Genomic DNA, 26,865 nt, shown 5'->3' on the forward strand with positions numbered 1-26,865 from the left:
GGGTCGAAACTGGTGCTGGTCAAGCTCGCCCAATCGAGGACCGGAGAACTGTCCGGATTCGGAGACTGACAGATGTGCTTCTGCGCGACCGCTGCGATCGATGGGCGCCGGTTGATCCTGAGCTGACACGAATTGCGAGGCGCCGCCGTGAAGAATCCCCCGAGGATTAGAACCACGGCCAACAGAACAATCTTGATCCGCAGCATGTCGCGATCCAGATAACAAAAAGCTGACCGTTATGACAAGCAAATAGTGCATTCGTATGCTTTTTGCCCCTAACGCCCACTGACGCAGCGGCGTCAGTGAGCCCGCCGTCGCAGCCGGCGATTCGGTTCGTCCCAGTTTTATTCAATCGATTGACTGATTCAGTCGATTGATTAAACTCGCACCTGCCCGGGAGGTTTCCAGAATATGGCCGCTGAATCTGCTCGCCCTGAGCCCGCGCAATCTTCCGCCCGCGGCGACGATACGCGCCACCGGCTGGTCGATGCCGCGCTGCATATCTTCGGTAGTTACGGCTTCGAGGGCGCGAGCACACGCGCCGTCGCTGATAGAGCCGGCGCGAACCTCGCCTCGATCCCGTACTACTTCGGCTCCAAAGAAGGACTCTATCGCGCGGTCGCACAATCGATCGTCGAAGACGGCAGCCGCGAGATGCTGCCGATCATCCAGCGAATCGACGAGTCGCTGGTCGGCAAGCATCTCGATCGCGAAAGCGCGCTTACGCTGCTGCACGAGCTGCTCGACACCTTCTCGACCATGGTCATCGGATCGCGGCGCGCCTTGAGCTGGTCGCGCTTCATAATGCGCGAGCAACTGCAGCCGGGCTCCGCCTTCGAGATTCTCTTCGAAGGATTGATGCGGCGGATCGGGCAGACCTTCGTCAAGATTCTCGCTTACCTGACGGGAAATTCGACGACCGATCCGCGCATCGCCGTGCTCGCGCAGATGGTCCTCGGGCAGGCGCTGATTTTCCACAACTGCGGCGAATCGGTGTTGCGGCTGCTGGCGTGGAAAGAGTTTTCCGCCGACAAGGTGAGCCTGATCCAGGCCGTGCTGCGCGACAACGTCGATTTGATTCTCGCCGCGCCCCGTTTCAAACGCGCATCGACAGTTGCGCGGAAGCCTCGGCGGAAAGGGTCGCGACATGAGTGACATCAAGCTCAACGACGCTTTCACCGTTCCGCTTCCGCATTCCGACTACGTATCGGTCGGCGACCATTTCGCGGAACTGCGCCGCGCGGATTCCACCGGCGCGGATTCTGTTGAGACCGGGGCGAAGCCGCGCGGGATTGGCCCGATGCTGCTGCGCCTTGCGATCATCCCGTTCTTGCTCGTCGCAGCGCTCGGCGCGACGCGGGCGTGGCATTACATGGATTCGTATGAATCGACCGACGACGCGCAGATCGACGGCCATATCGCGCCGATAAGCTCGCGTATCAACGGCACGATCGCGCGCGTGTATGTCGAAGATACACAGTTCGTCGAGGCCGGCGCTCCCGTCGCCGCTCTCGATGCGCGCGATGAGCAGGCCGCGGCGGACAACGCGCGCGCCAATCTTGCCCAGGCCCTTGCGATGCTCGATTCCGCCCGCGCCGACGCGGCTTCCGCGCAGGCCAAGGTGCGGCAGGCCGACGCCACCAACGCGCAGGCGCAGAAGGACGCCGAGCGCTACATCTCGCTCTTCGGCCAGCACGTCGTCTCGCGCGCCGACTATGACGACAAGGTGCGCGCCGCGGCCGTCGATCAAGCCGCACTCGAATCCGAGCGCGCCAACGCCAACGCCGTCGCCAAAGCGATCGGCTCGCGCGAGGCTGCTGTGAAAGCGGCGCAAGCTGCGCTCGAGCAGGCGCAACTGAATCTCGAATACACCAGGATCGCAGCGCCAATGAGCGGCGTCGTCGGCAAGAAGAGCGTCGAAGTCGGCGAGCGCGTTCAGCCGGGTGAGCAACTGCTCGCGATCGTCCCGCTCGATGACATCTGGATTACCGCCAACTTCAAAGAGACGCAGATCCGCCGCATCGTTCCTGGACAGCGCGTCACGATGTACGTCGACGCGACCGGCCGCGAGTACGAGGGCTACGTCGTCGGCCTCGCCGGCGCGAGCGGCGAAAAATACAGCCTGCTGCCGCCGGAGAACGCGACCGGCAACTACGTCAAAGTCGTGCAGCGTCTGCCGATCAAGATTCGGCTCAAGCCCGGTCAGAATCAGGATCGCCGCCTGCGCCCCGGGATGTCCGTCGAACCGACCGTCTGGCTTCGATGAGCGCGGCCCCGAAAACACTTCCTGTCAGCACTGCTCCTGGTCCAGTCAGGCAGCGCAATCCGTGGGCGATCGCGTTTACCGTGACGATCGCGACCTTCATGGAAGTCCTCGACACGAGTATCGCCAACGTCGCGCTGCCGCATATCGCGGGCGGCCTCTCGGCGAGCGTCAACGAGAGCACGTGGGTGCTCACCGCGTATCTGGTCGCCAACGCGATCGTGCTGCCGCTCAGCGCCTGGATGGCAAGTATCGTCGGCCGCAAGCGCTTCTACATGTCGTGCGTGGCGATCTTCACCACCAGCTCGTTGCTGTGTGGCTTCGCCCCGACGCTCGGAATCCTGATCCTGTTTCGAATCGTGCAGGGCGCCGGCGGGGGCGGCCTGCAGCCCAGCGAGCAGGCGATTCTCGCCGACACCTTCCCGCCCGAAAAGTTCGGGATGGCGTTTGCGATTTATGGCATGGCGGTCGTGCTCGCGCCCGCAATCGGTCCCACGCTCGGCGGATTCATCACCGACCACTTCAACTGGCGCTGGATCTTCTTCATCAACGTGCCGATCGGCGTAGCCTCGACCATGCTGACCTACCGCATGGTCGAGGATCCGCCGTATCTGAAAGAGGAAATCAAAAAAGCACGCGCACGGTTCAGTATCGATTACATCGGCCTCGGCCTTATCGCATTGGGGCTCGGATCCTTGCAGGTCGTGCTCGACAAGGGCCAGGAAGTTGATTGGCTCGCTTCGCACATGATCGCCACGCTCACCACGGTGTCGATCGTCGCGCTAATCGGGTTCGTGGTGTGGGAACTGCGCCAGCGCGATCCGATCCTCGATCTGCGCCTGTTCAGCAACAGCACCTTCGCGACTTCGTGGCTGATGATGTTCGTGGTCGGCACTGGTCTCTACGGAACCACGGTCCTGCTGCCGCTCTACCTGCAATCGCTGATGGGCTATACCGCGGAGCTCTCCGGGTTCGTGCTCTCGCCTGGCGGCCTCACGATCATGTTGATGATGCCGCTCGTTGGCACGCTGATCACGCGCGTGCAGGCGCGATGGCTCGCCGCGTTCGGATTCGCGATCTCGGCGTGGTCGCTGATGCACATGACGAGCATCAATCCCGACATCGATTTCAGGGCCGCGATCATCTACCGCTGCCTGCAATCGATCGGGCTTGCGTTCCTGTTCGTGCCGCTCACGACGATGGCCTATATCGGCGTGCCGCAGAACAAGAACAACCAGGTCTCGAGTCTCATCAACCTTGCGCGCAACATCGGCGGCAGCGTCGGGATCGCGATGGTCACGACGATCGTCGCACGCCGCTCGCAGGTCCATCAGGATCGCCTCGCGCTTCACGTCACCGGCTACGACCTGGCGTTTCAAAACACGATCGGCGGCATGAACCAGATGTTCGCGCAACGCGGCTTCAGCCTGCCCGACGCAGCGCAGCAATCGTATGCGCACCTGTACGGATTCGTGCAGATGCAGGCCGCGGCACTCGCGTACGTCGATGCGATCTGGGTGATGGCGATCTCGTGCGCGGTCATGGTCCCGCTCGTATTCCTGCTCAAGAAGAACGACCCGCGCCAGGCGCAGATGAGCGCTCACTAGGCGCCCGCTCATTGCAATTTGCAGGCGAGCTTGGCGCTCACTCGCTGACTCAGGTTCGCGCGATCGTCCAGCAGTTACTTGTTCGATTTCTGAAGATGGACGACAATGTGGCGTTCATTGTCTTGAGACGAGCGGAGCCTGCGACAGGACGTAGAGCGCACCGCCAGAGCTGAAACATTGTTGAGCACAAGTCAGCGGCAGTGCCGCAATTCATATCGTTCGTGGGAACCGCGGGTTTGAGTTCTCCTGACCTCACGCATCGGCATCACGATCACGCCGGCGCGCCGCGCCGCCGATTTGTCCCCGAAGCCCAATTCATCGCGCCGCTGATCGTCGGTTGCGCGCTCTTCATGGAGATGCTCGATTCGACGGTCATCGCCACGGCGCTGCCCGCGATCGCGCATTCGATGGGCCAGAGCCCGATTCGTCTCAACGTCGCGATTACATGTTACCTGCTAAGCCTCGCGGTGTTCATCCCGATCAGCGGATGGATCGCCGACCGCTTCGGCGCGCGCACCGTATTTCGAACCGCGATTGTTATCTTCACCATCGGCTCGATCTGTTGCGGCGTCTCGCACTCTTTAGGCCAGCTCGTCGCCGCGCGCATGCTGCAAGGTTTCGGCGGCGCGATGATGGTTCCGGTCGGCCGCCTGATCGTTCTCAAGACGGTACCCAAATCGGAACTCGTCACCGCGATGTCGTATCTCACGGTCCCGGCCGTGCTCGGACCCGTGGTGGGCCCGCCGGTCGGCGGCTTCATCGTGACTTATTACTCGTGGCGCTGGATTTTCTTCATCAACGTGCCGATCGGCGCCATCGGTATCACGCTGGTGACGTTGCTGATTCCGAACATTCGCGACAACCTTGTCCGCCCGCTCGACTTCATCGGCTTCCTGCTGACGGGAATCGGCCTCGCGGGACTGGTGTTCGGCTTCGAGATGCTCGGGCGCGAGTTCGTTCGGCCTCTGACCGAGGCACTGATCCTGGGCGGTGGCCTGATCTGCGCGACGAGCTATGTTTTCCACGCACGACGCACGAAATACCCCATCATCGATCTCAAGCTGCTTTCGATTCAGACCTTCAATACCGCTACCGTCGCCGGCGGATTCTTCCGCATGGGAATCGGCGCCCTGCCCTTTCTGCTCGCGATGCTTTTGCAGCTCGTCTTCGGGCTCAGTCCCTTCGCCTCGGGTCTGATCACCTTCACCAGCGCGGCCGGCGCGATGTTTATGAAAGCTGCGGCGCCGCCGATCATCCGGCGCATGGGCTTTAAAAACGTGCTCCTCGGCAATGGCGTTCTGAGCTCGTTCATCCTGATGAGTTACGCGCTGTTCCGGCCGACAACGCCTCATGCGTTGATCATCCTCGCGCTCCTGTCGGGAGGATTCTTTCGCTCGCTGCAGTTCACCGCGCTGGGCACCCTGGCCTACGCCGATATCCCCGCCGAGCTGATGAGCACCGCGAGCAGTCTCGCCAGCATGGCGCAGCAGCTTTCGCTCAGCCTCGGCGTGGCATCCGCGGCGCTCTTGCTGCATCTCAGCCTCGCGGGCCGGCCGGCATCGCAACTTACGGCGCACGACTTTACTCTCCCGTTCGTCATCACCGGCGTCTTGGCACTGCTCTCGTCCGCGTTGTACCTGTCGCTCGATCGGCACGCGGGTCACGAGGTCAGCGGCAAGCGTCCGACGGGTCCGATCAAAGCGGCCGAAGTCGCGATCGCGACGGCGGAGCAATCCGCGCCCGCCGCCGACTGACAATTCAGCTTGCGCTGCGCACCGGCGCGCGCGATCTTCATCGCATCTGGAGGAAGCCGCGATGGCCGCTCGCATTCCCGTCGTTCCCGCCAACGCCGATATTGCCGAAATAGCCGGCGCCCTCGAGCGCGACGGATGCGTCGTCGTCGATCGGATCCTCGGCACCGATTGGTGCAAGCAGCTGAAGTCCGAGCTCGATCCGCACGTCGAGCGCGCGGCGACCGCGATCCCCTCGATGAACAAGCATCTCGCCGAGACCGGCGCGCAGGATTTCTATCCCGGCAATACCAAGCGCATCCCCGGCCTCGTCGCTAAGTCGCGCGCCTATCAATCTTTCGTGATGCATCCTGCCGTGCTCGGCGTTTGCGACGCGCTGCTCAAGCCCAACTGCATCCGCTACCAGGTGCATGCGACGTCCGCGCTCGTCATCGGACCCGGCGCGGAAATCCAGGTCCTGCATCGCGAGGAAGATTCGTTTCGGAACTACGCCCAACCGCGGCCTACTCTGGTCGTCGCGAGCATGGCCGCCGTCAGCGATTTCACCGAGGCCAACGGCGCGACGCGCGTCGTGCCCGGCAGTCATCGATGGCCCCTGCTGCGCAAGGCTCGCGAGGAAGAAGTCGCCGCGGCGGAAATGAAAGCCGGCTCGATCTTCTTCTGGATGGGCACGACGCTCCACGGCGCGGGCGCGAATCGCACCAACGAATGGCGCTTCGGCACCTTCCTGTCGTTCTCGCTCGGATGGCTCCGCCAGGAGGAGAATCTCTATCTCGACGTCCCGCCCGCCGTCGCGCGCGATCTACCCAAGGAACTCCGCCGCCTGCTCGGCTACGGCATGAACGGCGCCCTGGGCTACGCGGAAGTATCGGTTTAGGAGTCTGAGCTGAGCCGGATCGTCTTGAGCTGATCGGCGAGCGAATTCATCAGCTGCGCGATATGAACCCGGCGCAGATCGCTCGTCGCGGCCAAATCGAGATGCGCTGTGCTCACGACCATGGTCCTTAGCGGCGCATCGTGCAATCGGCCGGGCTCGAGTTGATAGCGCAAGTTATCGAGCCACGCCTCGAGCTGCTCGCGTAACGCGTCGTCGAAATCGAGCTCGCCCTGACCTTCCGGCGCGAGATTTCCTAGCGCGAAGGCGAGACGACGTATCGTGTCGAGCGCATCGACCACCTCGCGAGCGTCGATTCCCGATGATCGCCCCGCGAGCTGCGCGTCGGCCACGACGCTCAGAATCTCCTCAATCCCCGCGATCGTGATCACTTCGGCAGCTTCGATTCGATGCGCATCAGCACGCGCCTCGCGCGATGCGAGCGTCACGAGCGCCGCAAGCGGCCGCTCGAATTCCTCGGCTAGCGTGCGATTCGCATGCTCGCGCCATTCGACCGAGACCAGCGCGCGAATAATCATCCCGAAGCTGATGCCCCAGATCGTCCAAATCGAGCCGACCATGTCGGGCCGCGGGCCCGGCGCGCTGAACGCGATCACAAACGCCGTCCCGCCGATCGCCAGATACGAGAGCTGCCCGCCACCTTCGCCGATGTAAGTCATCAGCATCGCGCCGACGAATATCGCGAGCATATACGGCGGCAGCGAGATGAAGTTTGGCGCGAGCGCGATCGTTGCCAGCGCCGCGAACGCCAGCGCAGCCGTCGAGCCGATCGCGCGGACGGTGAACTTCTTCGCCGTCGCGCCGTGACTCGGCGGCCCGCCGATCATCAGGAGCCACAACGCCGCATGAATCGCCGCGCTGTTGTCGAAGAGCCCGGCCACGAACGCGATCGTCATCGCGATCGTATGCCGCGTGCAAAACCGAATCAGAAACTTGTTGAGATGCGCCGCAGGCCTGGGCAATCGATGCGGCGTTGATGCGGCGCGCGGCAACTCGCTGGGTTCCTCAAAGAGCAGCGCCGCGATTTTTTCAAAGTGCCGCGCAATCTCGGCGGTCTCGAGCGAAGAACTCGCACTCAGCGCATCGAGTTCGGATAGCGGCGCGTCCGGGCCAATCTCGCCAGCAATATAGGATTCGATTCTCGCGTCGAGCTTTCCCGCTATTCGATGCAATCGATCTCTCGCCATCTCATCGAGAGCTGCGCCGCGCTGCGTGCAAGTCGGCACGCACAATCGATCGATCTCGTTGTGAATCCTCTCCGCCACGATCGTCTTCGCGAGGAGCGCTGCAGGCTCGCGAATGTCGGTCGCGCTACGTGTGGCCAGGGCGAGCAGCGTCAGATGATAGCCAAGTTTCGACGCCACGCCGCGATCGTGATCGGGCGCCGCTCCATCTTCGGCAAGAAAAATCTTGATCAGCAGTTGCAGGCGCCGCCGCGATCGTTCGAGCGTGCTGTTGATCGAATTCGCCAGCACCTTCGCCGCGGGCGCGGGCCAGATAACGTTGTTGAACAGCCACAGCATCGCAACCGCAACCACGAGACTCGCGAACATCTGCGCGTTGTCCCATCCGAGCGCGCGATGATCGAACAGTACGAGGTAAAACGCGGTGACGGTCGGAATCTGTACCCAGATCCAGAGCCGGCCGAAGCGCGGCACGCCGTAGATCAGATAGGTCGTGACGAATGTGTACGCAATGAACACGCTCACATGCGCGACCGGCAGGTTGACCAGCGCGCCGATCGTTTCGAGCACGAGTAATTGCGTCGCTGCCGCACCGGCGAGGAACGTGATCGCGGTCGCGAGACTGAACGCATACTCGGGCGCGGCGAGGCTCAGCAACAGCGTGAGCCCGAGCGGATTCGAGATCTGTAGTATCGCCATCACGCCCGCGCCGAGCGCGGTCACGAACGCGATGCGCGACGCGCGGCGCCATCGATGCGGAAACGGCGCGAGCTCGGCGCGCCAGGAGCGCACAATCGCGCGCGGCGATTGAGGCGCGAAGCCGCGGCGCGCCGCCAAACTTCCTGCCGCATCCAGCGACGCCATCGTCATCCCGCGATGCTGGACCTGTTGCGCGTTTTCCAACAGCTTAGGAACGCGCGAATTTGCAAATCAGCACTAGTCACCGGATTGGTGGGATCCTTATGCACTTTTATCGAAGCGACAGCCAGCCGCCCAGATTCTCAACATCGTCGAATCCGCCGCGAAGGATCCGCCCTGCCCTCGCCGCAGGCCTTCTCGCACTGGCGGCGTTGGCAGGATGCTCGAGATACGCGGATCAGCCGGAAATCGATCCGCGCGGATGGGCTCCACAAACTGTTGATCGCGAGTGGGCGCCGAGCCGGAGCCGGACTGCGCTCGTCGGTTCCGCCGCCGAGATGGCGCTGCTGTCCGATCAGCCGCCGTCAGCGCAGCGCATGGACCTCACCGAGCTAATCGGATTCGCGCTCGATAACAATCCGAGTACGCGCACCGCGTGGAAAACTGCCGAGGCCGCGGCGGCCGCTGCCGGCAAGGCGCGCGCGCCGTATTATCCTGCTGTCACCGCGGAGAGTGATAACGGTTACCAGCGCCTCGTTGACCTGGTGCCGAAGCATTGGGGAACGCTGAAGACGTGGCAGAGCCGCAATATCGTATCGCTCGACTATGACCTGATCGATTTCGGACGCCGCGATGCGGCCTCGTCGGCCGCGCTCAACCAACTCGTCGAAGCGAACCTGATCTTCAATCGCAAAGTGCAGGAGGTGGTCTTCAACGTCGAGCGCGCGTTCTATGAGCTCGACGCTGCCGACGCGGGCGTCAGGGCGGCAGAGGCAACCTTGAAGCTCGCTTCAACCGATCGGCGCGCCGCGGACTTGCGACAGAAGCATGGCCTCGCGACGGCGCCCGAGGTTTTGCTCGCGCGGCAGCGCGACGCGCAGGCGGAGTTCGATCTGGAAAATGCGCGCCTGGCAGTGAGCATCGCGCAGGCTGACCTGGCGGTCGCACTCGGCGTGCGAGCGGATCGTGCGCCTGCTGTGAAGCCGCTGAAGGATCAGCCGCTGCCGAGTACGCTCAGCGCCGATGTTGAGCAGTTGATCGACGGCGCCGTGCGCGAGCGGCCCGATCTCGCGGCGAAAGTCTCGGCCGTGCGCGCGAGGCAGGCCGACGTTGAGCTCGCGCGCGCCTCGCTCTACCCGACACTCGGCTTCACGAGCTTCTATGGCGAGCAAGCCTTCACCTATCGCCTCTCGAATCCGGAAACGCCCACCTTCACTGCGATGGCGCCGGAGTACGGCGCGGGCGTGAATCTCAAGTGGGATATCTTTACGGGCTTCTCGCGCGTCAACGACATCAAGGAGGCCGAAGAGCAGCGCGACGCCGCGCGCGCCGATCTCAAGAGCGCCGAGCTCGACGTCGCCGCCAATGTATGGCGCGCTTACTTCACGTATCGCACGGCCCAGCGCAAGTACGAATACGCCGAAGCGTTGCTGTCGGCCTCGCAATCGTCATACAACTCGAACTACAAATCCTACGGTCTGGGACTATCGACGATTATCGATCTGTTATCAGCCGAGCGTGAGCTGGCGGCCGCGAGGTTCACGATCATCCAAACCAAAGCCGAGCTTCTGATCTCGGCCGCGGCAGTCACCTTCGCTACCGGCGCGATCCCCGATCAGGCGCGGCCCTGATTTCGTCGATAACAACGCCCCGCCTGCAAGCGCAGACGGGGCGCGATTCCACGGCTAGTTACTTCAGCACGAAGAGCGCGTTCTGGATGTCGTCGACGAAGTAAACGATCGTCTTGGTCGCTGATACCTGCTGCACCGCGAGGCCGAACAGCGCGCCCGCGCCATCATCGATATTGCTCGCATAGTTGGTCGGATTGCTTGCGACCTGGGCCCCGGCCGGCGTCGTCTCGACCATGTTGCCGTCGTTGGCGTTGACGGTGAGGATGTCGCCGTTGGGCGCGATCGCGAGCCCGAGCGGCGTATTCAACAGGCCGTTGGATGAAACGTCTTCTCCGGCAAATGCAGTGCTGAAGCGCGTCGTCGCGTCGGGAATCGCCGCGATACGATTCGCTGCGCTGTCAGCCACATAGAGCGTGCCGTCTTTTCCGAGGCCAACGCCGGTCGGCCCCACGACAACTGCGGCCAGGCTTCCCTGCTCCGAGAAGCCCGAGCCAATGATCGTCGAGGCGAGCAGGCGCGGCATTCCGAATCCCTGCGGCGGCACAATCAGCGTCAACCGCGCCACCGTCCCCTTGTTCACGACGGGAAACACCGGCTCGGGATCATTGGATGGCGGCAGCGTAGTCAGCACGCCATTCAACACGTTCGATACGAACAGCGTCGCGACCCCACCCTGGTCAAGCGCGGTCATGTCCCACGGCCCGTTGATATCGCCGCCAGCGAAGGTTTCCACCGTCTGACCCTTGGCGTTGAGCACGATTAGACATCCGGGCGACGCCGTGAAGATCGTGCCATCAGTGGTTGGCAGACTGCCGACGATCACCCAGCCAGATTTGAGCACCGAGAGCGCGGTCGTCAGGCCGACGCCGCCGGGGCATCGCATGCCGCGGCCGAGCGTCACCGTCGCGAAAACGCTGGCAGGCGTCGCGGGGTTGTTGGGGTCGATATCGACAATTGTCGTGCCGGTGCCTTGAGCATTGCCAACGTCATTGAAGTTGCTGACCAGAATGTGGCCGGCTTTGAGATTGCCGATCGTAGTGGGCACGATCGCGACCCCGTAGGGATTCACGTCACCGTTGCTCGGAACGGTGGTACCGACCTCAGTTGACGTCAGGGGTCCGATAAATTGGGCGCGTGCGCTGCCAGGCGTCGCGGCAATTGCTGCGGCGGCCAGTAGCCCAAGCGCCAGCGAAAGGCTGGCTCTTTTGCTGATCATGAGATTCCTCCAGCCCTATGAACAATCGGCGCCGCGATTTGGTTTCCGCGCGCAGAAAAAATCCAGACTAAAAAATCGCGTAGCAATGCGGCGGGGTAACCGCAGACTTTCTGTCAGCGTGATTTTGTTACCGACGCGTTACTGCTGAAAGCCTTTGATGGTCACTACCGCCGTCTCGCCCATGCGAAACGGATAGCGTGCGTCGCGATCTTCGAGCGTGACTCGCACCGGAAAGCGCTGCGCGAGACGCACCCAGTTGAGCGTCGGCTCGACGCGCGGCAGGCCGGAGACTGTCGCACCGTTGTCCTGGAAGAGCGCCCATCCAACGCCTTCGACGCGCCCGCGAAAGCGCACATTCGGATAACCGAGCAGAAACACCTCGGCCCGCATCCCGGGCCGGATATTGGCGAGGAAGGTCTCACGAAAGTTCGCCAGCACGTACCAGTTGCGATCGTCGACCAGGCTCAGCACTTCCTTGCCCTCGTTGGCATACTGGCCGACCGCGATATTCAGATTGGTCACGTAGCCGTCGTATGGCGCCTTTACGTAGCAATATTCGACATTCAGGCGCGCCTTGTATGCTGCGGCCTCGGCGGCCTTGCGCCGCGCGTTGATATCGCCATACTTGCCGAGCTCGTTGGTTGCGCGCGAGACTTCGCTCCTGGCGTTGGCGACGGCGGCGCGCGCGGCGGCGAGCTTTGATTTGGCATTCGACACGTCGTTGGCGGTGACGAAATTCTCGCTCAAAAGCGGCTCGATTCGCGCAAGGTATTGCTGATCATAGGCGCTGTCGGCTTCGAGTTGCGCCTGCCGGGCCTTGGCGGCCGAGATTGAATCGTCGAGCGCGCTTATCTGCAAATTAGTCAGATCGACATTGGCGACCTCGGAATCGAGCTCGGCCTGATAGGGGCGCGGATCGACGATGAACAGCAAGTCGCCCTTCCTGATGCGCTGGTTGTCGCGAACCGGCAACTCGACAATCGGCCCGCTCACGTGCGGTGCGATGCCGACGATATTCGCGCGCACGTATGCGTCGTCAGTTTGCGGAAAGGCCAGGTAGATGTGCGTGACGTAAATCGCAAGCGCGATCGTCACCGCATAGACCGCGGCGGCGAGAATCTTCCCGGCGATATTGCGAGCGAGTTGACGATCGTCCAACGCCATCGCGCGCTACACCCGGTTGAAGAAAATTACCCACAGGATCATCGCGAACATCGCGATCATGCTGGGATAGAAAATCGTGAGCGGTCCAAGGTACGGCTCGAGACGTGAAAGCGCGAGCAGCGGCCGCACGATCGCCGTGACGATCGCGCCGACGATCATGCATACGAGCCAGCTCGGGAAATTCGCGCCCGCGATCGTGATAATCGGATCGCATGCGCAGAGGACCAGAGTCGCGAAAACTGCGAGGAGCAGGACTATCCGAGTGCGCATCAGCAGCCGTCCACCCACGGGCATCTACTTACACGAAACGCGCGCGGTGTGACACGATGTGCCGCCCGGCACTGACTCATGCCAGCTTCGCCTGGCGGCGAATCATCTCGTAAAGTGCCTGCGCCGCGGGCGAGAGATACGCAGTCTTGCGCGCCACCAGCACCAGGGTTCGCGAGATCACCGGATCGGTGAGCGCGATAACCTTGATCCGCGGATAGGCGCCTTTCTGAATCGCGAGACTCGGCACAACTGCCGCCGCCACGCCCTGCGCGACGAGTCCGACGGCGGTCGAGCTGCGCTGCACCTCGTAGTGCGCCTCGAGCGTCACGTGCTGCGCACCGAGAGCGCTGTCGAGCAGGGGACGATTACCGCTCACGTCACCCGCGAAGATCAGCGGCGAGCCGGCCAGTTGCTTCCAGCGCAGGCTCTTCTTCGCTGCGAGCGGATGGTCGTCGCGGCAAATGAGCACGAAGCGATCCTCGAGCAGTGGGATGCTTGTTAACTCCGCGTGATGCGGCCCGCCGATGTTGATGCCGAATTCGGCCTCGCGCCGCAGCACCGCCTCGGCCACTCCCGAAGAAGCATGGTCGAGAATCTTGATGCGGTTGTCGGGGTAGCGCGCCGCGTATTCCTGGATGATGCGCGGCAGGTATTGCACGCCCACCGTCGGCACGCACGCGATCGCGACGTCGCCGCGCTGCGCCTTGCCGGTGTTGTGAATCTCCGTCAGCGCATTGCCGAGATCGGCGAGCAGGCGCCGCGCCTGGGGCACGAAATCGCGCCCGAGCGTGGTCAGCGCGACGCGCCGCGTCGTGCGCTCGACCAGTTTTACGCCCAGCAGATTCTCGAGATTCTGCAGGCGGCGCGTGAGCGCGGTCTGCGTGAGGTGCAGAACGTCGGCGGCCTTCTGAAAGCCGCCATGATCGGCGATCGCAACGAAAGCCTCGAGTCCGAGCGTGTCGATTCTCATGAACAATATGCATTAATATTAGAGATAAATTCATTTTACTTGCAATGCAGTTCCTCCGCAGAATTTTCTTATCGGAGGAAGTACTCATGCCAGCGATCGAATCGACACCTGAAATGGCCGCGCGCGTTTATGAAACTATCGCAAAGAATCTCGCAGTCGTGCGCCGCCGGCTCGCACGGCCGCTGACGCTGGCCGAGAAAATCCTGCTTGGACATCTCGACGAGCCCGAGCATCAGGAATTGAAGCCTGGCGCGAGCTATCTGATGCTGCGGCCGGACCGCGTTGTGTTCCAGGATGTGCTCGGTCAGACCGGGCTGCTCCAGTTCATGCAGACGCGGCGCGAAACGGTCGCGGTGCCGACGACGATTCACTGCGATCACTTGATCCAGGCGCGCACCGGCGGCGTCTCGGACCTGCGCGACTCGCTGGCCGAGAATCGCGAGATCTACGATTTTCTGCGCTCGGCAGCGGCGAAGTTCGGCGCGGGATTCTGGGGGCCGGGCGCCGGTATCATCCACCAGGTGGTGCTCGAGAACTATGCGTTTCCGGGCGAGCTAATCCTTGGCACCGATTCACACACGCCCAATTCCGGCGGTCTCGGCGCGTGCGCGGTCGGCGTCGGCGGCGCCGATGCGGTCGAAGTCATCGCCGGCCTGCCGTGGGAAGTGCTCTATCCCCAGCGCATCGCGATCTACCTGACGGGCGTGATGAGCGGATGGACCGCAGCCAAGGACGTCATTTTGTACGTTGCAGGCCAACTGACAGTGAGCGGCGGGACCAACGCGATTGTCGAATATATCGGCCCTGGAGCGCGCACGTTAAGCGCCACGGGCAAGGCCACGATCACCAACATGGGCGCGGAGATTGGCGCGACAACGTCGATCTTCCCGGCCGACGAGCGGATGTGCACCTATCTCGCCGCGACGCGGCGCGCCGGCCTCGTGCCTTTGATCAGGCGGTATCAGACGCTGCTCGAGCCCGACGCCGAGGCCGAGGCGCATCCGGAGCGCTACTACGATCGCGTGCTCGAGCTTGATCTCTCGAAACTGGAGCCGCACGTCGTCGGACCTCATTCGCCCGATCGCGCGCGTCCAATCTCAAAGCTAGCCGAAGAAGTCCGCGATCCAGCGAACTCGTTCTGCGACCGGGTCTCGACGGCGCTTATCGGGAGTTGCACGAATTCTTCGTACGAAGATATGAGCCGCGCCGCCGATATCGGCGCGCAGGCGCGCGCGCATGGAATCAAAGCCGCGTCCGCCTTCATGGTCACGCCGGGCTCGGAGCAGATTCGCGCGACGATCGCGCGCGACGGCCAGCTCAAGACCTTCGAAGACGTCGGCGGCGCAGTGCTCGCCAACGCCTGCGGCCCCTGTATCGGCCAGTGGCGGCGCGATTCCGCCCCCGATCCGAATACGATCGTCACCTCGTACAATCGTAATTTCCCCGGGCGCAACGATGGCAAATCATCGACGATGAATTTCATCGCCAGTCCCGAGATCGCCACGGCGTTCGCGATCGCGGGTCGGCTGTCCTTCAATCCGCTCACTGATTTGCTCACGGCTCCGGATGGCACGACGTTTCGGCTCCAGCCGCCCGCGTCTGCGCCTGAAGTGCCCGCCGCTGGATTCGAGCGTGGACAAGCAGACTACGTTGCGCCGCCGATGGACGGCTCGGCGACAAAATTGATCGTCGATCCGCACAGCGAGCGATTGCAGTTGATGGAACCATGGCCCGCGTGGGACGGCCGCGATTTCGTCGATATGCCGGTGCTGCTGAAAGCCGTCGGCAAGACCACCACCGATCATATTTCTCCGGCCGGACCATGGCTCAGGTATCGCGGCCATCTCGACAAGTTCAGTGACAATATGTTCATGGGTGCAATCAATGCGTTCACCGGCGAGGCAGGCAAGACCGCGAACGTCGTGAGCGGCGATCGGAGCCAGCAGATCGCGAAGGTCGCGCGCGATTATCGGGCGCGCGGACTCAGGTGGGTCGTGCTCGGCGATCGCAACTATGGCGAGGGGAGCAGCCGCGAGCATGCCGCGCTTTCGCCGCGGCTTCTCGGCGGCGCCGCGATAATCGCGCGCAGCTTCGCGCGGATTCATGAATCCAATCTAAAGAAGCAGGGCCTCCTCGCGCTGACGTTTCGCGATCCAGCCGACTACGAGCGGATTCGCGAAGATGATCGGATAAGCCTCCTCGGACTCGCCGCCCTGGCGCCGGGCCAGCCAGTCCGATGCCGCGTCGCACATGCCCACGGCACGTCGGAAACGTTGATCCTCGATCATTCTTACAGCGCGCGGCAGCTCGAATGGTTTCGCGCAGGCTCGGCGCTCAACGTGTTTCATGCCTCTTCGGCGAAGCGCTAGAAGCGCTCGTTGCACCGCGAGCGAGGTTCGTGCGATAGCGTCGTCATCGGCTGATATCGCTGGAGGAGCATCATGGCCTATCTGGATCGTGACGGCGTGCGCATCTACTACGAGGAGCGCGGCAGCGGGCCCGCGGTTCTGCTGAGCCATGGCTACAGCGCGAGCGCGCGGATGTGGGAAGGGCAGTTGAGCGCACTCTCCGATCGCTTTCATATCATCGCGTGGGACATGCGCGGTCACGATCGCTCGGATTCGCCGGCCGATCCCGCGGCCTACTCGCACGAGGCGACCGTCGCGGACATGGCCGCGATTCTCAATGCATGCGGTGCGCAGCACGCCGTGATCGGCGGCCTCTCGCTGGGCGGCTTCATGTCGCTGGCCTTTCACCTCGCGCATCCGGAGCGCAGCGCCGCGCTGATGCTCTTCGACACGGGACCCGGCTACAAAAAGGACGGGCCGCGCAACGAATGGAATGCGATGGCCGGCACGCTGGCGCGCACGCTCGAGACCAAGGGCCTCGAAGGCGCGATGGGCGGCTCCGAAGCGCGCCTCGCGCATCATCGAAGCGCGCAAGGGCTCGCGCATGCCGCGCGCGGGATGCTGGCGCAGAAGGACGGCCGCGTCATCGAAGGACTGCCGGAGATCAAAGTGCCGACGCTGGTGCTGGTCGGCGCGAATGACAAGCAGTTTCTGCCTTCGGCCGATTACATGGCGGCGAAAATTCCTGGCGCGGAAAAAGTCGTGCTGGCCGATGCCGGCCACGCCGCCAATATCGATCAGCCCGAGGCGTTCAACGCCGCGGTGCGCGCGTTTCTTGACCGCGTCACGAGCTGAACCGCGCTCGCGAAATCACGCCGTGCGCCGCAGGATAACCATCGAACGTCCCGCGACGTGGACCTTGCCGCCTGGCGTGAATGAATCCGTTTCCTGCGGCATCGGCTCGGTGGTGTCGAGGATCTTGACCCAGCGCCGGGCCCAGATGCGTGCCGGCATCACGAAGTCGAGCGCATCCGCGCCGGCGTTGAAAATCACGTAGTACGAATCGTCGGCGCCCACCCGATCGCCCTTCACTTCGTCGAGCGCGTCGCCGTTGAGAAAGACCGCGAGCGATTTCGCATAGCCCGCGCTCCAATCGCCGACGGTCATCTCGTTGCCGTCGAGCCGGAACCATCCGATGTCCTTGAGCTTGCTGCCAGCGCGCACAAGGCCGGTAAACCACTTGCGCCGGCGAAAGACGCGATGCTCGTTGCGCAGCCGAATCATCGCGCGCACGAAATCCAGGAACTCGGTATCGGCCGCCGACCAGTCGAGCCACGCGATCTCGTTGTCCTGGCAGTACGCGTTGTTGTTGCCGCGCTGCGAGCGTCCGAGCTCGTCGCCGGCGAGCATCATCGGCACGCCCTGCGAGATGATCAGAGTCGCGATGAAGTTGCGGCGCTGGCGGCGGCGCAGCGCCTTGATCACCGGGTCAGCGGTGGGACCTTCGGCGCCGCCATTCCATGAGCGATTGGTGTTGTCGCCGTCCTGGTTGTTCTCGCCATTGGCTTCGTTGTGTTTCTCGTTGTAGGAGACGAGGTCGGCGAGCGTGAAGCCGTCGTGCGCGGTGATGAAGTTTACGCTCGCCTGCGGCGCGCGGCCGTTCCATTGAAAGAGATCGGAGCTGCCGGTGAAGCGCGAGGCGAACTCCGCCATCGTATCGTCGGCGCCGCGCCAGAAGTCGCGCGCCTTGTCGCGAAACTTGCCGTTCCATTCCTTCCAGTTGGCGGGAAAGCCGCCGACCTGGTAACCGCCGTCGCCAATATCCCATGGCTCCGCGATGAGCTTGGTCTTGGACAGCGCCGGGTCCTGCATCAGCGCCGAGAAGAACGGCGACTGCCCGTCGAAACCGATCCGCGTGCGCGCGAGCGTCGTGGCGAGATCGAAGCGGAATCCATCGACGTGCATCTCGACGACCCAATAGCGCAGGCTGTCGAGCACGAACTGCAGCACCCGCGGATGCATCATGTTGAGCGAGTTGCCGCAGCCGGTGGTGTCGAGGTTGGCGCGCTTGTTGTTAGGATCGAGCCGGTAATAAGCGGCGTTGTCGATTCCGCGAAATGAAAAGGTCGGCCCCGCCGGTCCGCCTTCGGCGGTGTGATTGTAAACCACGTCGAGCAGGACCTCGATTCCCGCGCGATGGAACGCCTTGACCATCTCGCGAAACTCGTTGACCGCGCCGCCGAGCTCCTTCGATGCAGCGAAGCGGATGTCGGGAGCGAAGAATCCGATCGTGTTGTAGCCCCAGTAATTGACGAGATTGTGGTCGATCAGACGGCGCTCCGGCGACGATTGATATACCGGCAGAAGCTCAATCGCCGTGATGCCGAGCTCCTTGAGATGGGCGATGACCGGCGCGGACGCGAGGCCCGCGTAAGTGCCGCGCAGATTCTCGGGCACGTCGGGATGCCGTGCCGTCATGCCCTTGACGTGCGCCTCATAGATGATCGTGTCAGTCCACGGAGTCCTGAGCTGAGAGTCGCCGTCCCAATCGAAGCTCGGATCGACCACAACGCTGCGGGCGGCGACGGCTGCGCTGTTGCGATTATCCTTGCGCAAGTCGAGATCGGCGTGGCCAAAGCGATAGGCGAAGATCGTATCAAACGGCAGCGGCAGGCGATCGAACGCGCGGGCATACGGATCGAGCAGGAGCTTCATCGGATTGAAACGAAGGCCGGCATTGGGATCGTAGGCGCCATCAACCCGGTAGCCGTAGCGCTGCCCCGGCTTCAGCCCGGAGATATAGCCGTGCCATATGCCCTCGGTGCGCTCGATTAGCGGCACGCGCGCGACTTCGGTGGTGCCGCCCTCGCCGTCGAAGAGGCATAGCGTCACGCCGGCGGCGCTCTCGGTAAACAGGGCGAAATTGACGCCCGAGCCGTCGAAGGTTGCGCCGAGAGGATGCGGCGATCCGGTGGAAGCATTTAGCGTTGGAGTGGCTTTGGCACGTCGGCTCATGATGATGAATCGCCTGAATCAGTCGATGTTAATTCGATAATACAGAAGTGCGGGAGCGACCGTCAGGCAGTAATGACAATCGCGTCGCCTTGCCGCAACCCGGTCGAAATGGCCTTTCCCGACGCCGTTGAATGCAAAAACGGGGGCGGGACGCTTTGACGAGGAGGAGAGTTACGAGCCAGCAACGCAAGCAGCCTTGACAAATAGTAAGCAAAAACAAACAATTCGCACGTTGGCGCTCACGCTGGGAAGAAAAATGCAATTTCAGGCTCAAAATGTTTTCGAATTTCGTACCCTTTCTCGGAGATTAGATCGCGGCCTGCTACTGGGGTCGCAACCTATCGATCATTCAAAGCGCAAGCCAGAATTTTCAATTCATCCGACGATCTTGGACTTTTCGCCTTTTAGCATGACGATTTGATGGAATTATCGCTTGGAACTCGCTTAATTTAGCGGTAGATAATTTAAAGTAGCGCAGAGCGTAGCCACCCGATGGCTACGTGCGGTTCCTTCGGGACCAGCGAAAGGCGCTTGGTGATGTTATGAGTGCCGCCCTCGCCCAATCGCCACGAATCGGCAGGCGACTTTCCGGTCGCGCCCCGGATGCTATGGTCGCGCGCGAGGTCGATGCGCTCGTCTCGCGCCTGCTCACCGAAACCCGCATCCCGTTCCAGTCGCTGGGGCAGCGAGTGCTGAGTCATTTCGCTGACCTCAAGAAGATCCTGAGCGCCAACTATCTCGCGGCAGCTGGGCTCCCCGCGCGGCCGCTATTGCGCGAGCTTTCGCTCATCGCGAATAACGAACTCCGTCCCTACGTCACGGATTGGAAAAGCCTCGACGACAGTCCTGAGATGCTCTCGCACATGTCGCGCATCTTCGGTCCACGCGAAATCGAGCTCCGCACCGAGCCCTATCGTCGCGGAGCGGGTTTGGCGCTGCGGGGCTTTTTTTGCCGCGCCAATCTCAAAAGCGGCGATAAATTCGTGATCTTTCTCAACACCGCGCACCATCCTGGCGCAGTCGCGGCGACCCTGGGTCATGAGCTCGGCCACTTCATCCATGGATCGCTGGTCGGCGAGACGCAGACCACGGTCGCGCTGATGGAAGGAAACCTGTCTGCCCATATCGATGCGCCCGACGAGCTATTCGCCGACAGCCTCGTCGCGCTGGCTGCCTATCCTGCCGAACTGATGCGCACGATCGGTCTGGTCGGCAACACGCGCCCGGGGACGGGCGATGACATTTTTGAGCGTATCAAGCTCGCCTACGATCTGATTGGCCGCCGCTTCAAGCTCGATTTGAAGCACGACAAGATCTCACCGGTCTGGCGGGTGCGCTACCTCGCGTCGATGACGCACTTTTTCAAGCTGCGCTCGGCGCTCTACCAACTCTACGAACTCTAGGCGCGCGGCGTCTCAGAGCGCTTCGAACAGTGCGTTGTACAGTGAAGCAGCGCGTGTATCGATCAACGCGTTCGCGCCCATTTGATTCATCACGTAGCCGAAGCTGACGTGGGCATCGGGATCTGCAAAGCCGATCGAACCGCCCGCTCCTGGATGGCCGAACGTATGCGGATTCGGACCGAGCGGCGTTTCGGCCTGCGTCAGCGCGAAGCCGAGGCCCCATCGCGTTTTCTGCCCGAGGACCGCGTCGAGGCCGACCGCCTGCTCGGTATGCGCACGCCTGATGCTCGCGGGCGTTAGAACCTGACGCCCGTCGAGCTTGCCGCCCATGGCCAGTGCGCCGTAGAGGCGCGCGAGATCGCGCGCCGTCGCATGACCATTGGCGGCGGGAATTTCGGCGCCCCGCCAGGCGCGGCTGTTCACCAATTTTGAATCGATCACCGGCACGGGATTGGCAATCGCCTTGTAGCTGACCGATTCGGGATCGCTCGCCATCTGCGCCATCGGGTCGGGGGCACCCGCTGGCGGAGGCGCCGCCGCAACAAGGTCCGCGATTCGCGAATCGAAACTCGCGCCGACGCCGATATGAATATCCAGCTCATGCGGCCCGGTGATTTCCTCACGCAGATAAGTGCCTGGCGTCTTGCCCGTGATGCGCCGAATCACCTCGCCGACTAGATGCCCGAAGGTGAGCGCATGGTAGCCGTGCTTCGTGCCGGGCTCCCACCAGGGCTCCTGGGCGGCGAGCGCATCGCACATCAGCGTCCAGTTGAAGTACCCGTCGGGCGGAAGCTGCTTGCGCACGGCGGCCATGCCGGCGCGATGGCTCAACAAATAGTTAACAGGAATTTTCGCCTTTCCCGCTGCCGCAAACTCAGGCCAGTAACTCGCTACCGGCGCGTCGAGATCGAGCCGGCCCTGATCGACGAGGCGATGCGCCAGGATCGCGGTGATACCCTTGGTCGTCGAGTAGACGTTGACCAGCGTATCGCGCTGCCAGGGACGCGTGCGGGCTTGGTCAGCATGCCCAGCCCACAGATCGACGACGGACTTGCCATCGACGGTCGCGGCCACTGCGGCGCCAACCTCGAGTCCGGCGGCGAAGTTTGACTCGAAGACTTCCTTGACGCGCTTGAAGCGCGGATCGCAACTGCCTTCGCTCTTCACGTTCATCGCAATCTCACTCAGAGCGACGCGTAGAACGCGTCCATCAGCGCAGTCGCGCGCGGATCGACCAGCAGGCCCATCTGCATCTGGTTCATCGTGTAGCCGAATCCGACCTTCGCCTCTGGATCAGCGAAGCCGACCGAACCGCCCGCGCCAGGATGGCCGAACGCTTTGGGATTGGGACCGAACGCGGCGGACGGCTGCGACATCATGAAGCCCAGCGAGAACCTGGTCGAGATTCCCATGATCACCGCGTCGGGACCGAGGGACTGTTCTTCCGAGCAATGCGCGATCTGCTTCTGCGCCACGACCCGTACGCCGTCGAGCTCGCCGCCGCGCGCGAGCGCACCGTAAAGGCGCGCCAGTCCGCGCGCGGTGAAGTGACCATTGGCGGCGGGGATCTCCGCGCCGCGCCAACCACGCGTGTTGTCGAGTCCCGGCATCGAGAGCACCGGCGGATTCGCGAATGCCTTCGCCATCACGCCTTCGGGATTCTTCGCGATCTCGGCAAACAGGTTCGGCGCGCCCGGCGGCAGCGGCGGCGACGGAATCATGTCGGCAGTACGCGCATCGTCCTTCGCATCGAGGCCGATATGCAGATCGAGTCCGAGCGGACCCGCCAGCTCATCGTGCAGAAAGCGTCCCGGCGTCTTGCCCGAGATACGCCGGATCACTTCGCCGACGAGCCATCCAAATGTGAGCGCATGGTAACCGTGCTTTGCTCCCGGCTCCCACCACGGCTCCTGCTCGGCGAGCGCGGTGCACATCGTATCCCAGTTGTAGATATCGTCGGGGCGGAGCGGCTTGCTGACAGCTGCGAGTCCGGCGCGATGGCTGAGCAGATAGCGCACCGGCAGCTTCGCCTTTCCGGCTTGCGCGAATTCCGGCCAGTATTTCGCGACAGGCGCATCGATATCGAGCTTGCCCTCGCCAGCCAGGCGATGAGCGCAAATTGCCGTCACGCCCTTGGTCGTCGAATAGCAATTAACCAGTGTATCGCGAGTCCACGGCCGCGTGCGGGCCTTGTCGGCATGACCAGCCCAGATATCAACGACCGGCTTGCCGTCGATTGTGATCGCCACCGCGGCGCCAACCTCAACGCCGCGTTCGAAATTCTGCGCAAACGCATCCTTGACGCGATTGAACCTGGGATCGCACGAACCGTCAATCTGAATCGCCATATCAAACTCTCCTCGGCCAGAGTCGCCGCAGCGCATCTCATACCACGCCGTGAAGAGAGCGACCAAACTGGGCGATCGATTGAAGATGACCGCAAAGAGATTGGAAGGGAGCGGGCGAAATCGTGGCGATCTCACCCGCTCGTCAGGCGGTTAGTGGTGGGCAGGCGCTTTATTTTCCTTGGGCACCGACGCTTCGCCGGTGTACGAAATGTCCTCGGCGCCGAGCGCCTCGAAAATCTTCTTGGCGCGATCGCGCTCCTTGCCGTCCTCGGTATGGACCGACAGCAGGATGTTACCGCTGGCGACCTTGCCCTCGTAGCGCTTGGCTTCGTACTCGGGGATACCGAAGCCGATAAGGGCGCCGGTCACGCCACCGGCCGCAGCGCCGCCGGCCGCACCGGCGAGTGCCGCCATGATCGGACCCGCGGCGATAAATGGGCCAAGCCCCGGAATAGCCAGTGCTCCGATACCGACCATCCATCCGAGCGCGCCGCCCAGGATTGCTCCCGTTCCCGCTCCAGCGGTCGCGCCTTCGGGCGCCTTGGTATGCTGCTCGTGAGCAAAGTCGCGAGTTCCCTGCTTATCGGGCAGAAGGACTGAAATATCATTCTCGCTGAAGCCCGCGGCTTTGAGACCATCGGCGATCTGGATCGCCTGCGTCTCAGTCTTCGCGATACCGAATACTGCTTTGATTGCCATGACCTCTCCTGTTATTGAGCTTTTACTTCGAGCTCGTCGTTGACTTTATCTGGGCCGGCGAGCGCCTTGGCCTTGTCTGCGATCGAGGTCTTTTCAGCCTCGTTCTGCACCGGGCCTCGCAGTGTGACGCTGCCGTTGGCGGTAATGATCTTGACGTTGTGCGCCAGCGTCGAAAGCGAATCGTCTTTCACGACCGCCCGGCGGATCTCACTGGTGAGCTGCAGGTCATTGGGCGAGTTCGACTGCTGATCGGGTGTTACAGCGCCAGCGAGCTTGTCACGCGCGTTTACCGCGGTATTGTCGGGCGCAGCCTCTTGCGCGATCGCAAAGCCGCCAAAACCCACCAAGGCGGACGACAATAGTAAACTCAGTGCAATGCGTTTCAAGGGAAATACCTCGTATTACAGCACGTGGGTGAAGAGATATATGACGACGAGCACCGATATCGGCACTCCCAATAGCCATGCAATTGCGTAACGCATAATTGGCCGTCCTCCGATTTGATTTCCGCGCTCCTGAGCGCTGACAGATTAATCAGCAACCGCTGTGCCATTGCGCATCCAGTGCGCAGTGCAAGTCGCGTGTTTTTAAAATGTCGGCTAAGTAAGCGTTATTTGAAGCTACTGAGGTATTGATATCGTCTTGGACTTTGCGGACTGCCTGATGACAGCAAGTAATTTTTATCCATCCGATAGGCGCCTGGATAACATCAGCCTGAAGGAAAAACACTCTTGAATTATCCTGTAGAATGCCAAGTACATACAAAACAACGCGCCCGGATTGCTTTCGAAATCCGGGCGCGGAGAGACAGAGTCGTTTCGATGGCCGAAGCGACTAATGGCGACTAGTCAACGTTCTGCTTGGCAACGAAACCACTCGCGCCTTTCATTGGACCGTCGATCACCTGGACGACCGATCCATTGTCGTCGCTGGACATTACGCTGACCTGTGTCTGGTCATCGATTTCGCGAGCCTGAAACTGCTGCTTGACGTCGCCGACCATTCCCTCCACGCCACCCGACTGCTTTTCATGAGAGACGTGCAGGTAGGTCTGCTCGTCGGGATACAGCGGAACGGTATGCTGATTTCCAGTCGCAACGAGTTTATGCGTGACGACGGCCGATGGCTGTTGGCACGCGATCAAGCAGAGCGCTGCCGCGCTAAATAATATGGAGATGAAGATGCTGCGATTCACGTGTAGGTTCTCCAAACGCGATTGGGTCAAAGGTTACAGATCTTCGCCCTTGCTCCTCTGTTTCCCTTTTTCCTCGGCCTCACGAAGCGATTGGCCTTCCGGGCCTTCGACCGCACGTTTCGCTTCCTGAGCGGCAGAGCCTGCGTGGCCGTTGCGCTCAAATTTTTGAAGATTGCGTTCGTAGTCATGCGCGCCGCGCAACTCCTCATCATTCGAAGTGGAAAGTTCACGCTCCGCCTGACACCAGTGCTGCTCGGCCTCGCCGTCGGGACAGCCTTTGCTTTGCCAAATCTGATAAGCGCGTTCACGAATGCGCTGGGCGAAATCACTCATCGCGGTAGAGCCTCCATTGAGTGAATTGCAGCACGCAATGTGCCATCGAATCGTCATGCGAGTTCACTGATTTGACGAGCTTTATTGCGCAAAATGCGTTCCGTCCATCGGCGGAAAAGGAGAATTGTGTAAATACTCCCTAAAAATATCGCTCGGGCGGCGCTCGCAGATTCAAAATTCAAGGCTGCTCGTAATGTAAGTGTTGCCTGCAAAAGCCGACCGCCGCTACCAACTTGGTCCCCTCAGCTTGATGAAAAATTGGACCTCACCTCGCCGGGTTGATTCAATATTTATATTCACCTCGAACCTTCAAATTGAGACTCAGGGAGCAGAGCAATGGGCGAGTTTGTCGCAGACTTGAAGAAGATCAAAGAGCGTGCGCGCAACCACATGGAGCAGGGCGCGGTCACCGCGGGCTACAAAGCCGATCGCAAGGCGGTGATCAAAGTCCTGAACGAAGTCCTGGCGACGGAGATGGTGTGCGCACTTCGCTACAAGCGTCACTACTATATGGCCGAGGGAATCAACGCCGAGGCCGTGAAAACTGAATTTCAACAGCACGCGACTGAGGAAGAGCAGCATGCGGACTGGGTAGCCACTCGCATTACTCAGTTGAACGGCGAACCGGATTTTAATCCCGAGGGCCTTGCTACCAGGAGTCATTCCGAATACCAGGAAGGCGACGATTTAGTTTCGATGCTGAAAGAAGACCTTTACGCCGAGCGCATTGCGATCGAATCGTATTCCTCAATCGTCCGCTGGCTCGGCTCCGACGATCCAACAACCAGAAAACTGATCGAGGAGATCCTGAAGGTCGAAGAGGAGCACGCCGACGATCTGAAGAATCTGCTCGCAAAAATGAGCTGAGGCGAGGCCGGCACGGTTCGATATCTTGAGCCGTGCCGGAGCGATTCTCGCGGTAACTTTCGGTCCTCTGCAAACGCTATACTGCCAGGAACCGTGAAGGGGTGTTTGGCTATATTCTCCGCGCTAGCGCTTGCGTTCGTTCCAATCGGGGCGGCTGCACAATACCAGTACGATGTCCCGCGACCAGCACCGAGTCCCGCGCTGCCGGGTTTTCAAGGCGGAAATACGCTCGAACGGCCGCCAGCAGGACAAGGCGGAAATATCCTCGAGCTCGCCCCGGCGCAGGGCGCGAAGCTGCCTCCAGCCCCGGCGCCTCTAACCAACATCGAGATACCGTCCGCCTTCGTCGGATGCTGGGAAGGCACCCCTGATGGCTTCGATTCAGTAGTCAACTCGCGCGACGGATTCACTATCGGCCAGCCGGGACGAATCGTCTTTTGCTACCGCCCAAACCGCATCGATGTTCCCGTAGCCACACTGAACCTCGGCAAGAATGGTTGGCTAAAGGACATCGCGCTGAATTACGGTCTTGGATTGACCGTGCTGAAGGTTGATGAAGCCCGGATCGAAAGCAAGGTCTATGCGGTGACTCCGACGCAGATTCACGCTCGCACGTTCGTACCGCTCAAAGGTGTCGAGCTGATGCTATGGGTCGTCCCGATACCATTCCACCAGACCCTCACCGACGAGGAGATCGCAACTCTCAAGGATACTAACACGGTGTCAGTGACCGCTCGTCAGCAACTCGTGCTGGGCTCGGGTTTCGAGAGCCTCCGTACCTGGCACGCCGACTTTCATCGCGTCCCCGATCCATCGTCCGCGCCCAGGTGAGGCGGCTCGCGGCCGAG

General features: G+C 61.9%; 24 protein-coding genes. 12 read left to right on the forward strand and 12 right to left on the reverse strand.

Annotated elements, in window-relative coordinates:
* Positions 1–411 precede the first annotated feature (411 nt).
* The 5 genes from VMA09_05415 to VMA09_05435 all read left to right on the forward strand — a co-directional run bounded on the left by VMA09_05415 (position 412) and on the right by VMA09_05435 (position 6,498).
* Complete coding sequence (locus tag VMA09_05415) at positions 412–1,155, forward strand: CerR family C-terminal domain-containing protein (protein ID HUA33022.1); 744 nt, start codon at positions 412–414, stop codon at positions 1,153–1,155.
* Positions 1,148–2,266, forward strand: a complete 1,119-nt coding sequence (locus VMA09_05420) for an HlyD family secretion protein (GenBank protein ID HUA33023.1) — start codon at positions 1,148–1,150, stop codon at positions 2,264–2,266. Before VMA09_05415 ends, VMA09_05420 begins: the two co-directional genes overlap by 8 nt.
* Entirely contained in the window at positions 2,263–3,870 is a 1,608-nt protein-coding gene (locus tag VMA09_05425; GenBank protein HUA33024.1) for a DHA2 family efflux MFS transporter permease subunit, read from the forward strand. Before VMA09_05420 ends, VMA09_05425 begins: the two co-directional genes overlap by 4 nt.
* A 236-nt stretch (positions 3,871–4,106) precedes the next feature.
* Complete coding sequence (locus VMA09_05430; GenBank protein HUA33025.1) at positions 4,107–5,624, forward strand: MFS transporter; 1,518 nt, start codon at positions 4,107–4,109, stop codon at positions 5,622–5,624.
* A gap of 61 nt (positions 5,625–5,685) precedes the next feature.
* Positions 5,686–6,498, forward strand: coding sequence for a phytanoyl-CoA dioxygenase family protein (locus VMA09_05435; GenBank protein HUA33026.1), 813 nt, complete (start codon positions 5,686–5,688; stop codon positions 6,496–6,498).
* Here VMA09_05435 and VMA09_05440 read toward each other — a convergent pair.
* Positions 6,495–8,603, reverse strand: coding sequence for a hypothetical protein (locus tag VMA09_05440; protein HUA33027.1), 2,109 nt, complete (start codon positions 8,601–8,603; stop codon positions 6,495–6,497). The two genes, VMA09_05435 and VMA09_05440, sit on opposite strands and share 4 nt — an antisense overlap.
* Positions 8,604–8,662: 59 nt before the next feature.
* Here VMA09_05440 and VMA09_05445 point away from each other — a divergent pair, with 59 nt between their 5' ends.
* The gene (locus VMA09_05445; GenBank protein ID HUA33028.1) at positions 8,663–10,189 is read left to right on the forward strand and encodes a TolC family protein; all 1,527 of its coding nucleotides are present in this window, start codon (positions 8,663–8,665) and stop codon (positions 10,187–10,189) included.
* A 58-nt stretch (positions 10,190–10,247) separates the two neighbouring features.
* On the opposite strand, the gene VMA09_05450 is transcribed toward VMA09_05445, so the two are convergent.
* From VMA09_05450 to VMA09_05465, 4 genes are all read right to left on the reverse strand, one after another.
* Positions 10,248–11,405 (reverse strand): hypothetical protein, encoded by a 1,158-nt coding sequence (locus VMA09_05450; GenBank protein HUA33029.1) that lies wholly within the window; start codon positions 11,403–11,405, stop codon positions 10,248–10,250.
* A gap of 138 nt (positions 11,406–11,543) precedes the next feature.
* Entirely contained in the window at positions 11,544–12,569 is a 1,026-nt protein-coding gene (locus VMA09_05455) for an HlyD family efflux transporter periplasmic adaptor subunit (protein HUA33030.1), read from the reverse strand.
* Positions 12,570–12,575: 6 nt separating this feature from the next.
* On the reverse strand, positions 12,576–12,839 hold the full coding sequence (locus VMA09_05460) for a YtcA family lipoprotein (GenBank protein ID HUA33031.1): 264 nt from the start codon (positions 12,837–12,839) through the stop codon (positions 12,576–12,578).
* A 76-nt stretch (positions 12,840–12,915) separates the two neighbouring features.
* Positions 12,916–13,809 carry a LysR family transcriptional regulator gene (locus VMA09_05465; GenBank protein HUA33032.1) on the reverse strand — a complete coding sequence of 298 codons (894 nt, stop codon included), beginning with the start codon at positions 13,807–13,809 and terminating at the stop codon, positions 12,916–12,918.
* 86 nt (positions 13,810–13,895) lie between these two features.
* Between VMA09_05465 and VMA09_05470 the strand changes: the two genes are divergently transcribed.
* A complete protein-coding gene (locus VMA09_05470) occupies positions 13,896–16,178 on the forward strand; it encodes an aconitate hydratase (protein ID HUA33033.1) in 2,283 nt (760 codons plus the stop codon).
* A gap of 72 nt (positions 16,179–16,250) precedes the next feature.
* A complete protein-coding gene (locus VMA09_05475) occupies positions 16,251–17,012 on the forward strand; it encodes an alpha/beta fold hydrolase (protein ID HUA33034.1) in 762 nt (253 codons plus the stop codon).
* Between the two features lie 15 nt (positions 17,013–17,027).
* Here VMA09_05475 and glgX read toward each other — a convergent pair whose 3' ends face one another.
* Entirely contained in the window at positions 17,028–19,172 is a 2,145-nt protein-coding gene (gene glgX / locus VMA09_05480) for a glycogen debranching protein GlgX (protein ID HUA33035.1), read from the reverse strand.
* A gap of 127 nt (positions 19,173–19,299) precedes the next feature.
* On the opposite strand from glgX, the gene VMA09_05485 reads away from it, so the two are divergent.
* Together VMA09_05485 and VMA09_05490 are read left to right on the forward strand one after the other, a co-directional pair.
* Complete coding sequence (locus VMA09_05485) at positions 19,300–19,593, forward strand: hypothetical protein (protein HUA33036.1); 294 nt, start codon at positions 19,300–19,302, stop codon at positions 19,591–19,593.
* 187 nt (positions 19,594–19,780) lie between these two features.
* The gene (locus tag VMA09_05490) at positions 19,781–20,575 is read left to right on the forward strand and encodes a hypothetical protein (GenBank protein ID HUA33037.1); all 795 of its coding nucleotides are present in this window, start codon (positions 19,781–19,783) and stop codon (positions 20,573–20,575) included.
* 12 nt (positions 20,576–20,587) lie between these two features.
* On the opposite strand, the gene VMA09_05495 is transcribed toward VMA09_05490, so the two are convergent.
* The 6 genes from VMA09_05495 to VMA09_05520 all read right to left on the reverse strand — a co-directional run bounded on the left by VMA09_05495 (position 20,588) and on the right by VMA09_05520 (position 25,150).
* Entirely contained in the window at positions 20,588–21,748 is a 1,161-nt protein-coding gene (locus VMA09_05495) for a serine hydrolase domain-containing protein (GenBank protein ID HUA33038.1), read from the reverse strand.
* Between the two features lie 11 nt (positions 21,749–21,759).
* A complete protein-coding gene (locus tag VMA09_05500) occupies positions 21,760–22,923 on the reverse strand; it encodes a serine hydrolase domain-containing protein (protein HUA33039.1) in 1,164 nt (387 codons plus the stop codon).
* 150 nt (positions 22,924–23,073) lie between these two features.
* A complete protein-coding gene (locus VMA09_05505) occupies positions 23,074–23,622 on the reverse strand; it encodes a hypothetical protein (GenBank protein HUA33040.1) in 549 nt (182 codons plus the stop codon).
* A gap of 11 nt (positions 23,623–23,633) precedes the next feature.
* On the reverse strand, positions 23,634–24,008 hold the full coding sequence (locus VMA09_05510) for a BON domain-containing protein (protein HUA33041.1): 375 nt from the start codon (positions 24,006–24,008) through the stop codon (positions 23,634–23,636).
* 458 nt (positions 24,009–24,466) lie between these two features.
* Positions 24,467–24,817, reverse strand: coding sequence for a hypothetical protein (locus tag VMA09_05515; protein HUA33042.1), 351 nt, complete (start codon positions 24,815–24,817; stop codon positions 24,467–24,469).
* Between the two features lie 33 nt (positions 24,818–24,850).
* Positions 24,851–25,150, reverse strand: a complete 300-nt coding sequence (locus VMA09_05520; GenBank protein ID HUA33043.1) for a DUF2934 domain-containing protein — start codon at positions 25,148–25,150, stop codon at positions 24,851–24,853.
* A 336-nt stretch (positions 25,151–25,486) separates the two neighbouring features.
* Between VMA09_05520 and VMA09_05525 the strand changes: the two genes are divergently transcribed.
* Together VMA09_05525 and VMA09_05530 are read left to right on the forward strand one after the other, a co-directional pair.
* Complete coding sequence (locus tag VMA09_05525) at positions 25,487–26,017, forward strand: ferritin-like domain-containing protein (GenBank protein HUA33044.1); 531 nt, start codon at positions 25,487–25,489, stop codon at positions 26,015–26,017.
* 105 nt (positions 26,018–26,122) lie between these two features.
* Positions 26,123–26,848 (forward strand): hypothetical protein, encoded by a 726-nt coding sequence (locus VMA09_05530; protein ID HUA33045.1) that lies wholly within the window; start codon positions 26,123–26,125, stop codon positions 26,846–26,848.
* Positions 26,849–26,865: the final 17 nt, after the last annotated feature.

The organism is Candidatus Binataceae bacterium, from assembly GCA_035508495.1.
GTDB lineage: Bacteria > Desulfobacterota > Binatia > Binatales > Binataceae > JASHPB01.

Excerpts from the sequence above, each read along its gene's own strand:
- VMA09_05505 (HUA33040.1), bottom strand. The coding sequence starts at position 23,622 with ATGGCAATCAAAGCAGTATTCGGTATCGCGAAGACTGAGACGCAGGCG.
- VMA09_05445 (HUA33028.1), top strand. The coding sequence starts at position 8,663 with ATGCACTTTTATCGAAGCGACAGCCAGCCGCCCAGATTCTCAACATCG.
- VMA09_05495 (HUA33038.1), bottom strand. The coding sequence starts at position 21,748 with ATGAACGTGAAGAGCGAAGGCAGTTGCGATCCGCGCTTCAAGCGCGTC.
- VMA09_05525 (HUA33044.1), top strand. The coding sequence starts at position 25,487 with ATGGGCGAGTTTGTCGCAGACTTGAAGAAGATCAAAGAGCGTGCGCGC.
- VMA09_05435 (HUA33026.1), top strand. The coding sequence starts at position 5,686 with ATGGCCGCTCGCATTCCCGTCGTTCCCGCCAACGCCGATATTGCCGAA.
- VMA09_05465 (HUA33032.1), bottom strand. The coding sequence starts at position 13,809 with ATGAGAATCGACACGCTCGGACTCGAGGCTTTCGTTGCGATCGCCGAT.
- glgX (HUA33035.1), bottom strand. The coding sequence starts at position 19,172 with ATGAGCCGACGTGCCAAAGCCACTCCAACGCTAAATGCTTCCACCGGA.
- VMA09_05470 (HUA33033.1), top strand. The coding sequence starts at position 13,896 with ATGCCAGCGATCGAATCGACACCTGAAATGGCCGCGCGCGTTTATGAA.
- VMA09_05420 (HUA33023.1), top strand. The coding sequence starts at position 1,148 with ATGAGTGACATCAAGCTCAACGACGCTTTCACCGTTCCGCTTCCGCAT.
- VMA09_05450 (HUA33029.1), bottom strand. The coding sequence starts at position 11,405 with ATGATCAGCAAAAGAGCCAGCCTTTCGCTGGCGCTTGGGCTACTGGCC.
- VMA09_05500 (HUA33039.1), bottom strand. The coding sequence starts at position 22,923 with ATGGCGATTCAGATTGACGGTTCGTGCGATCCCAGGTTCAATCGCGTC.
- VMA09_05520 (HUA33043.1), bottom strand. The coding sequence starts at position 25,150 with ATGAGTGATTTCGCCCAGCGCATTCGTGAACGCGCTTATCAGATTTGG.
- VMA09_05490 (HUA33037.1), top strand. The coding sequence starts at position 19,781 with ATGGTCGCGCGCGAGGTCGATGCGCTCGTCTCGCGCCTGCTCACCGAA.
- VMA09_05455 (HUA33030.1), bottom strand. The coding sequence starts at position 12,569 with ATGGCGTTGGACGATCGTCAACTCGCTCGCAATATCGCCGGGAAGATT.
- VMA09_05415 (HUA33022.1), top strand. The coding sequence starts at position 412 with ATGGCCGCTGAATCTGCTCGCCCTGAGCCCGCGCAATCTTCCGCCCGC.
- VMA09_05425 (HUA33024.1), top strand. The coding sequence starts at position 2,263 with ATGAGCGCGGCCCCGAAAACACTTCCTGTCAGCACTGCTCCTGGTCCA.
- VMA09_05475 (HUA33034.1), top strand. The coding sequence starts at position 16,251 with ATGGCCTATCTGGATCGTGACGGCGTGCGCATCTACTACGAGGAGCGC.
- VMA09_05460 (HUA33031.1), bottom strand. The coding sequence starts at position 12,839 with ATGCGCACTCGGATAGTCCTGCTCCTCGCAGTTTTCGCGACTCTGGTC.